The sequence below is a fragment of the Pseudomonas sp. Sample_9 genome (assembly GCF_004307535.1).
Taxonomy (GTDB): domain Bacteria; phylum Pseudomonadota; class Gammaproteobacteria; order Pseudomonadales; family Pseudomonadaceae; genus Aquipseudomonas; species Aquipseudomonas mercuritolerans.
Genome location: NZ_RAZO01000246.1, coordinates 38,886 through 45,107 on the forward strand (window position 1 = coordinate 38,886; position 6,222 = coordinate 45,107).

Consider the following 6,222-nt stretch of genomic DNA (forward strand, 5'->3'; position numbering starts at 1 on the left):
CGCGATGGCGCCAGTGAGGCGGTGGATGCGGTGAGCATGTTTGCCAATGAGCGGGCGCCGAATTGAGGTTTGTGCAGGGTCGATAGAACGAGTCGCGATCTTCGCGGCAAGCCCGCGAAGATCGGCCACCACAACGCAGAGCTATAGTGACGACACGTCCCAAGCCCCGCCGAGTGCCCCATGAATAATGAAAAACCCGGAATATCCAACGCCCCCATCGATCACCTGCGCTTTCACCGCCCCCACGCCCATCTGAATACGACCTTCGGCAACGATGCCTTCGCCCTGCGCGCCGAAGCCTTTGCGCGGTTCTTCGGCACGCCGCTGTTCCTTGGAGCGCAAACCTTGATCGTTGCGGTATGGATCGGCCTCAACGTATGGGGCGTGACTCAATTCGACGTCTACCCGTTCATCCTGCTGAACCTGGCCTTCAGTCTGCAGGCGGCCTACGCCGCGCCATTGATCCTGCTTGCACAAACCCGTCAGGCCGCGCGCGATAAAGCGCAGGCCGACGCCGATGCGCAGCACCGCGAAGCGCTGGCACTGGCCAATACCGAACGTCAGGCTGAGGCGGCGAAGAATTCCGCGCAATTGCTGGCATTGCTGGAACAAAACACGCGTCTTACCGAAATGACGAAAACCCTCACCGAGCGCATCGAAGGCCTGACCAGCGAGTTACACGCTCACGTGTGCCAGAACTAAGGCCGCCTTCGCGAGCAGGCTCGCTCCCACATTGGATCTGTAGCGTTCACAAAATCCCTGTGGGAGCGAGCCTGCTCGCGAAGAGGCCCGCAACCACACAGCAAAACCTCAACCGCGCACCAGACTCCGCACCGCAACAATCTCCGGCACTTCAACCTTGCTCATGTAAACCCGCAACGGCTCAGTGATGTTGATGCGCTCGTCGATATGTTGATCGAGCAGCAGCTGAATCAACTCGCGCTTGAGCGTCATGGCGGTGTCCGACAGCGGTGCCCAGACGAATTCATTGACCGGGATGATGCCGTCGTCGGCCACGTCCATGCCGAACGAATCTTCGCTGAAACGCACGATGTACTGGCCGGTCTTGCGGTTGAGGCCGACGAAGCCTTTGAGATCGTCGGCAGCCTGGCAGATGAGTTGGGAGGTGATGCGCATGGTAAACCTCACGAAAGATGATCGATGGTTTACACGCAGGGCAACGCAGCGGCGCGCCCTCTGCCGGAGCGTCTGCCGAGGGCAAGCGTACTGCAAACAGCGCCACAAAAGTGCAGGAAATTTCCGTTTTGCGCGGTTTATGTCGGTCTGGCGATAGCCCTGCGGCGCTTCAATTGTTAAAAGGTACGTCTCGAAAAAAACCTGCGAAAGGAACTCGACCATGCCTGCCACTTTTACCCGAAGCGCTCTGGTGCTGAGTCTGTTGTTCGGCCTCGGTCAGGCGCATGCCGCCAGCCACCCGGAGCCCAAGGCAATCGCTGCCGCCCATGGCATTCCGCATCCGGCGGTGATTGCCCACCGTGGCGCGTCGTTCGATGCCCCGGAATCCACCGCTGCGGCCTACAAACTGGCCCGTGACCTCGGCGCCGATTACCTGGAAATGGATTTGCAGCGCAGCAAGGACGGCGTGCTCTTCGCCCTGCACGACGACAACCTGCAACGCACCACCGACGTCGCCAGCAAATTCCCCGAGCGCAAGGACAGCCCGGCCACCGCGTTCACCATGGCCGAACTGAAAACCCTCGATGCCGGCAGCTGGTTCAACAGCAAATATCCTGACCGCGCACGCCCCTCCTACGCCGGGCTGAAGATTCTTACCCTCGATGAAATCATCGACATCGCCCGCGCCAACCCGCAGCACAAGCCGGGCCTGTACATCGAAACCAAAGAGCCGCAGCTGTTTCCCGGCATCGAACATGACCTCAAGGAAAAACTCCAGGATCGCGGCTGGCTGAGCCCGGCCGGCTCGAAACTGGCGAAAAGTGCGCTCGGCGTCGGTCAGGGCAAAGGCAAGGTGATCCTGCAGACGTTCGACAAATCCAGCCTCGAACTGCTGGAGAAAGAAATGCCGCAAGTGCCGAAGATCCTGCTGTTGTGGGTCGGTGAAGGCAGCATCGAGCCGAAATCCGCCGTGACGTTTGCCGCGTCCGGCGAGAGAGACAAAAACGTGTTCTACGGCAAGCAGGAGCCAAAATCCGAAGCTGAATTCAAGCAATGGGTCGATTACGCCAAGGCGCAGGGCGCGATCGGCACCGGCCCGTCGGCGAAGCTGACCCATGGTGGTGATCAGAGTTATTCCGACCTGGTGCAACCGTGGATGAATCAGTACACCCACGATCAGGGCATGCTGGTGCATGTTTATACGGTCGACGAGGCGGTGGACTACGAGAAAGTCATGGCAGCGGGGGTTGATGGCATCTTCACCAACCGCGCCAGTGAACTGTTGAAGTTTTACAAGCGTCCGGCGGCTGGCAGTGTTGATGAAGTTTTGAAGAAGAACGGTTTCTAAGTTGTTATCGAGTCGTCTGCTTCGCGAGCAGGCTCGCTCCCACGAAGAGCAGTTTTATCGCGAGGCAGAGATTTAAGGGTGAGTTAAGTTGCGCTGGTTAATCTGAACCCACTTACACAGATCAACCACTTCAACGCACTGCCAAGGAATGAACCGATGAAAACTTTGACTGCCCTGTTTACCGCCGCTGCCCTGACCCTCACCGCTGGCCTGGCTCAGGCCGATGTTCGCATCGACCAGATCCCGCAACTGGTCAAGGACGGCAAGATCAAGTCGCTGGAATCGATGAACGCCGAAGCACTGAAACTGCACCCGGGCGCAACGATCACCGACACCGACCTGGATAACCACTTCAACGGTTATGAGTATGAAGTTGAACTGAAGACTGCTGATGGTAAAGAGTTCGACGTGGACTTTGATGCCACCACCGGTAAAGTGCTGAGCGACAAGCAAGACACTTGATAGACCGCTGTTGAAGAGCCGCACGATTGAAAGATCGTGCGGTTTTTTTGTGGCTGCCGTTTGGCGTGAGGTTTGGGGTGACTGGGAAATCGATTCCCCCTCACCCCAGCCCTCTCCCCCAAGGGGGGCGAGGGGGAAAGGGAGCAGATCGGGGGCTTTTCAAGACCAGAGTTCACCTCGACATTTCCGGTCGACGTATCTTTAACAATCAACACGGTCAGTCCCCTCTCCCGTGGGAGAGGGCTAGGGTGAGGGCCAAGCCATCACACCGAAAACACTGACATACCACGACCCAAACCAATCAAGCACTCAACCGCGCCGTCACCTCATTCAACTGCCCCGACAACCCATGCAAATTCTGACTGGCACTCTCGGTGCGCTGAACGTTGTCGAGGTTGGTGCTGGCGATCGCGGTGATTTCAGTCAGGTTGCGCGAGATATCCTCGGCCACTGAAGTCTGCTCTTCTGCCGCCGTGGCGATCTGCCGGTTCATGTCGCGAATAGCCTCCACCGCCAAGGTGATGCGCTCCAGCATCGCGCCGGCCTGGGTCACCTGTTCGACGCTTTCATCACTGCGTGCCTGGCCGCTCTCGATAGCTTGCGCGGCATCGACAGCGCCGGTCTGCACGTTCTGAATGATCTGGTTGATCTCGATGATCGACTCCGCCGTGCGCTGAGCGAGGTTGCGCACCTCATCGGCGACGACGGCAAAACCACGCCCGGCCTCGCCGGCCCGCGCTGCTTCGATGGCCGCGTTGAGGGCCAGCAGGTTGGTCTGCTCGGCGATGCCACGAATCACTTCCAGCACCTTGCCGATACGACCGCTGTCGGTTTCCAGGCGACGAATCACCGTGGCGGTGTTGGCAATTTCACCGCGCATCTGAGTGATCGAGTGAATGGTGGTCTGCATGACCTTTTCACCCTGCTGCGCCGACTGATCGGCATCGTCGGCAGCACGCGCGGCATCGGCGGCGTGACGGGCGACTTCCTGCGCCGTGGCAGACATTTCGTTCATCGCCGTGGCTACCTGATCGGTGCGGCTGAATTGCTCGCTGGTGCCGCCGGCCATGGTCGTGGCAATGGCATTCAACTCACCGCTGGCGCTGTCCAGATTGCTCGCGCTGTGCTGCAACCGCGTAAAGGTGTCCGCGAGAAAATCGCGCAAGGTGTTCGCAGCAGCAGCGAGGTTGCCCAGCTCATCGCGACGCTCGCTGACTACGCGCTCGGCCAACTGGCCACGGCTCAAGCGAGTGACGTAATCGATGAGGTTGCGGATCGGCTCGATCAGGTTGCGGCTGACCAGCCACAGGCTCAGCAGACCGATCAGCAAGCCTGACGCGAGCATCACCAACAGGCCCAGCCACACGGTGCGATCAGCGCTGGCACTGATCAATGCCGATTGCGCGGTGCCCTGCTCGCGCAGCTCGGCGACCAACGCGCTCATCTGTTCACTGGTGGCGCGGTCGACGCCTTTGACCGCAGCGTCGCCGGCGCTCGGATCACCACCGGCAGCCACGTAGGCATCGCGGCCCTTCTGGTAGGCAGCACCTAACTGGCGATGCTCTTCGCGCAAGCGTTCGATACGTGATTTGAGATTGGCCTCGATGCCCTGCTGGCCGGCCAATTCGCCGAGAATGTTCTGCACGTCGCGCTGGCGATCCTCGAACTGGCTCCAGTATTTCGCCAGATCCGCCGGTTGCTTGCCGCGCAGCAGGACGTTTTTCCACTCCTGCACCTGCACTTTGAATTGCAGGTTGGCTTCATCGATCAGTTGCGAAGTGTGCAACGGGCCAGCAATCAACTGGCTGTAGCTTTGCACGCCGTTGGAGAGGAAATGAAAGCAGGCCAGCGCGATCAACAGCATCGCCAGCAGACTGCCGCTCAGCAGGGCGAGAATTTGCGCTCTCAGGGATTTTTGCAGCATTGCAAGATACTCGAAGCAGGGATGAGGCACGTCCGGGCGGACGTGAGAAATGGCCGGACTTCCCTGTCGTCGCACCGTGGCAAAACGCCAATGGCGCGCAACCTAACTCACCTGAGATCGGCGCGCCAGAGCCTTCCTTGAGAAACTTCCGACAGCCGGTAACGCATTGATTTGACGTCATTTTGCTGTCACAAAACGGTCATGTGAGCTTGCGATGATGCCGCTCAGGTGAACCTGAAAATCCCGCACCAAAGACCCTCCTCGCAGCGAGCCGCCATGAACCACAGCCTCGATATCAGCCATCGCGACCCGGACCTGTTCGGCTTGCTCTACGGCTTTCGTTTTCTGCCCGGTGAGCGCGGTCGGGAGATCGATTCGGCGACGGCATTGCGCTGTTTGCAGGACGACAGCGACAGCGGCGAATTCCTCTGGCTGCACCTGAACCTGGCCCATGCCGCGTGCGAGCGCTGGATGAAAAGTCATCTGCAATTACCCGAGGAGTTTTTCGAAGCGCTGCACGAAGGTTCGCGTTCGACGCGCATCGAGCATGTCGATTCGGCGCTGCTGGCGGTGGTCAACGATGTGGTGTTCAACCTCAGCAGCATGGTCTCCTCCGATGTGTCGACGCTGTGGGTCTGCGTGCGCAGCAAACTGATCGTCAGCGCACGCCTGCAACCGCTGCACTCGGTGGACAAGTTGCGCTCGTCGGTGAAGGCCGGCGAATGCTTTCGCTCGCCCTCGGAACTGCTCGTGCATCTGCTGCGCGATCAGGGCGAAGTGCTGACGCAGATCGTGCGCAAGACCAGCCTGAGTGTTGATCAGGTCGAGGACGAGTTGCTCTCCTCGCGCCTGTCGACCAACCGCGCCGAACTCGGTGCCAATCGCCGCGTGCTGGTGCGTCTGCAACGGCTGCTGGCGCTGGAACCGGGCTCGTTGCTGCGCTTGCTCAATCGTCCGCCGCCGTGGTTGCAGAAGGAGGACGTCAAGGAGCTGCGCAAATCCACCGAGGAGTTTGCGCTGATCATCAACGACCTCACCGCCCTCGGCGAGCGCATCAAACTGTTGCAGGAAGAGATCGCCGCCAACCTCAACGAACAGAGCAACCGCACGCTGTTCACCCTGACCGTGGTGACGGTGCTGGCCTTGCCGATCAACATCATTGCCGGTTTTTTTGGGATGAATGTCGGCGGTGTGCCCCTGTCCCAGGACCCGCATGGATTTTGGGTGCTGGTCGCGTTGGTGGCGACGTTCACCGTGATTGCCGGACGCTGGGCGTTTCGCAAGCGTGGGGATTATTGAGCGCAAATCCCACACACAAGACAATCGTCTCTGTGGGAGCGAGCCTGCTCGC

At 59.7% G+C, this 6,222-nt stretch carries 6 protein-coding genes; 4 read left to right on the forward strand and 2 right to left on the reverse strand.

Features of this window, described 5'->3' with window-relative positions; genetic code table 11:
* Positions 1-180 precede the first annotated feature (180 nt).
* Positions 181-702, forward strand: coding sequence for a DUF1003 domain-containing protein (locus D6877_RS13990; protein WP_095181511.1), 522 nt, complete (start codon positions 181-183; stop codon positions 700-702).
* A gap of 108 nt (positions 703-810) precedes the next feature.
* Here the strand turns inward: D6877_RS13990 and D6877_RS13995 are convergent, their stop codons facing one another.
* Complete coding sequence (locus D6877_RS13995; RefSeq protein ID WP_130911174.1) at positions 811-1,137, reverse strand: DUF2025 family protein; 327 nt, start codon at positions 1,135-1,137, stop codon at positions 811-813.
* A gap of 220 nt (positions 1,138-1,357) precedes the next feature.
* Here D6877_RS13995 and D6877_RS14000 point away from each other — a divergent pair, with 220 nt between their 5' ends.
* Positions 1,358-2,485 (forward strand): glycerophosphodiester phosphodiesterase, encoded by a 1,128-nt coding sequence (locus tag D6877_RS14000; protein WP_130911175.1) that lies wholly within the window; start codon positions 1,358-1,360, stop codon positions 2,483-2,485.
* Between the two features lie 156 nt (positions 2,486-2,641).
* Positions 2,642-2,947, forward strand: coding sequence for a PepSY domain-containing protein (locus D6877_RS14005; protein WP_016773566.1), 306 nt, complete (start codon positions 2,642-2,644; stop codon positions 2,945-2,947).
* 301 nt (positions 2,948-3,248) lie between these two features.
* Here the strand turns inward: D6877_RS14005 and D6877_RS14010 are convergent, their stop codons facing one another.
* On the reverse strand, positions 3,249-4,871 hold the full coding sequence (locus tag D6877_RS14010) for a methyl-accepting chemotaxis protein (protein WP_130911176.1): 1,623 nt from the start codon (positions 4,869-4,871) through the stop codon (positions 3,249-3,251).
* A gap of 276 nt (positions 4,872-5,147) precedes the next feature.
* Between D6877_RS14010 and D6877_RS14015 the strand changes: the two genes are divergently transcribed.
* The gene (locus tag D6877_RS14015; protein WP_039758494.1) at positions 5,148-6,170 is read left to right on the forward strand and encodes a transporter; all 1,023 of its coding nucleotides are present in this window, start codon (positions 5,148-5,150) and stop codon (positions 6,168-6,170) included.
* Positions 6,171-6,222 lie beyond the last annotated feature (52 nt).